A 2,862-nucleotide genomic window follows, 5' to 3' on the forward strand; every position below is an offset into this window, starting at 1 on the left:
CGGCCACGCCGGGCGCACCCAGCACCAGCTCGCACGCCACCGCCACGCCCGGCGGGATCGCGGCCAGCAGCCGCCGCAGGTTGACGGTCCACCCGTTCAGGCCGGTCACGGCGGCCAGGAAGTCGATCCGCGTCACGGCGATCGTCAGGCCGCGGCAGCGGGCCAGGACGTCCCCGGGGAAGGCGGCCACCCGCTCCGCGTCGAGCCATCCGGCCCACGGCCCGCCCGCGGGCGGACGGCACGCCCCGGTCACCCAGCGCACCTGCTTCCCCGGCCGGGTGTCCGAGGCGTCCCGCGACCGTGCCCCCTCGACGGGCCCGGCGTCAGTGTCCTTCCCTTTGCCGGCGCGCCACAAGGGGCGGATCACCCGTTCGGGCGACCACGCGGAGAACTCCGCCCCAGCCAGCTCCGGCACGCGCCGCAGCGCCGTGCCGTGTTCGGCCACGAGCCGCCCGCACAGCGTCACCCGCCCCGCTCCCAGCGCTCCCACCAGCGCGAACGCCGCGGGAAGCTGCCGGGCGCCGTCCAGCGCGACGTGCGCCCGCCGCCCGCCGGCGACCTCCGCGGCCAGCTCGACCTCGGGCCGGAACACCTCGCACCGCCCGGCCGCGCCGAGCACGTCCCTGCTGCTCTGCATGCTGCCCTCGGCCAGCTCGAGGTCGTCGATGCTGAGCCGGACCGCGGGGTCGGCCGCCAGCCGCAGCGCGGTGCCCACCGCTCTGAGGCGGGCGTCGTCGAACGCCTGCCGTTCCAGGACAGCCGCCGCCGCCCGCTCGAGCAGCGCCGCGAGCGGGCCGCCGTCGAGCCGTTCGGCGGTGGCCCGCAGCCGGGACGGGTCGGCGAGGCGTTCGACGACGTGTTCGTTGAGGTCGAGCACCTCGGCTCCGGGGGGCGGCACGACCTCGGTGGTGAAGTCGGTGAGCGGCGGGACGACGAGCAGCTCCATCAGCGACACTCCCCCTGCCACGGGTACGGATGCGCCGCCCGCGCGCCCGGGGCCACCGGGTCGGCCACCCGCGAGCACGAGTCCGCGCGCACGTCCGCCGGCCCCGGATAGCGGGCGACCGCCCGCGAGCGCGTCACCGGAGCCGGGGAGCAGGTGTCAGCCGCCTCCGGCTTCGGCCGGGGCACCGGGCCGCCGCCGGCCGGGCGCAGGTAGACGCAGCGGAGCTCGGCGGCGAACCGGAGCCCGCCGTCGCGCAGCCAGCACTCCTCCGGCCCCGGCAGGGTCTCCGTCAGCGTGAGCCGTTCGGCCTGGGCCGCCAGCCGGCCCAGCCCTTCGACGAGCGCGGGCGAGCGGGTGTCCACGTGGATCGGCCGGCGTTCGCGAGGAGACGCGGCGAAGAACGTCACGGGCAGGTCGTGCGTCTCCCGCAGCCGCGCCATCGCGACCAGCAGCTCGCGATCCCCGACCGCCTGCCCGAGCGCCTCGAACGACGCCCGGCCCACGCGCCACGCGCGCCGCGAGATGACCACGTTGTCCCAGGTCAGCCGGGGCACCCGGGAGAGGCGCCGCAGGTCCGGCCGGCGCACCCTGGGCAGGGCGAGCGCCGTGTGCAGCGCCGTGTCGTCGTGCTCGCCGTTGTGCAGCAGCAGCGGCCCGTCCACCCCCTTGGCCCGCAGGACGGCCCGGCGCCCGTCGCTGTGCACGTACAGCTCGTCGAGCCCGATCCGGCGCCGCCCGCCGTCGGCCGTCACGCCGCCCAGCTCCAGCACCGGCCCGGGGAACTCCAGCGGCGGCCGGCCGGTGGCGCGGCGCGAGATGACGTTGAGTGCGGTGTGGCCGCCGAGCACCCGCACGATCGCCGCGTCCCGCTCGGCGACGAGCGCGGCGCCGTCGGGGTGGAACTGCAGGGCCCACGGCGTGAGCAGCGCGACGTCGTGGAGGTCGCCGAGGACCAGCGGGGTCACCCCCGGCTCGTACGCCTCCAGCGACGGCGCGGCCACCATGACGTCGGCCGAGCAGAGCACGGGCGCGGCCGGCGGCTCGGGGTCGTCCAGCAGGCCCGCGAGGTCGACGGTGGCCGCGCCGGGCGGGGCGGCGCGCACGATCGCGGCGATCCGCTCGGCGAGGCGGTCGCCGTGGCGGATCTCCAGGTCGCCGGTCGCGCCCAACACCTCGGCCAGCCCGAACGTGCCCGCGCCGAGCCGGCCGGCGAGCAGCCGGTTGGTGCGCTGCCTGGTCAGCTCGGCGTCGGCGGCGAGCAGGTCGAGCACCTGGGGCACGCGGCCTTCCAGGTCGGCCGCCAGCCCTCCGCCGACGGTCACCCGGAGCGTGCCGGCCGCGGCCTCGTGCACGACCACGCGGTCGTCCCCGGGCCGGTCGCCGGGCCGGTCGTCGTGCGCCCGCCCGCTGCCGGCCAGCGTCTCGACCCGCCGCTGGAGGGCCAGCTTCACGTCGGGAGAGGCGGCGGGATACTGGGCGAGCAGCTCGGTGATCTCCCGCACGCGCCGCCCCACCGACAGGTCGCCACCCGAACGGTGGGCGTCCGGACGGAGCGCATCCGAGCGGGGAGCCTCCGAGCGGGGAGCCTCCGAGCGGGGAGCCTCCGAGCGGGGAGCCTCCGAGCGCGCGACATCCGAGCGCGCGACATCCGAGCGCGGGACGTTCCGGCGGAGGGTGTCCGGGCGGGGGGTGTCCGGGCGGGGGGTGTCCGGGCGGGGGGTGTCCGGGCGGGGGGTTTCGGTGGGGAGGCGTTCGCGTAGCCAGGACAGCGGGTCGGCGACCGTGGCCGGCGGGCAGAGGTCGTGGGTGAGCAGCCCGCGGCGCACCGCCACCGCCAGGGCCGCGGCGGCCTGCTCCAGCTCCGTCCCCGACTCGGCGGCGATCTCGGCCAGCGTCCGGCTCCCGTCGCACAGCGC

The 2,862-nt window shown here is 78.1% G+C and carries 1 protein-coding gene and 1 pseudogene; both read right to left on the minus strand.

The window, feature by feature from the left end:
* Positions 1 to 946 (minus strand): hypothetical protein (locus ACWDX9_RS62045; RefSeq protein WP_449973238.1); only part of this gene is annotated, 946 nt, incomplete at its 3' end.
* Positions 946 to 2,862: pseudogene (locus tag ACWDX9_RS62050) on the minus strand (hypothetical protein); the annotation flags it as partial. The gene ACWDX9_RS62045 and the pseudogene ACWDX9_RS62050, both read right to left, overlap by 1 nt.

It is taken from the genome of Nonomuraea sp. NPDC003201 (genome assembly GCF_053590415.1).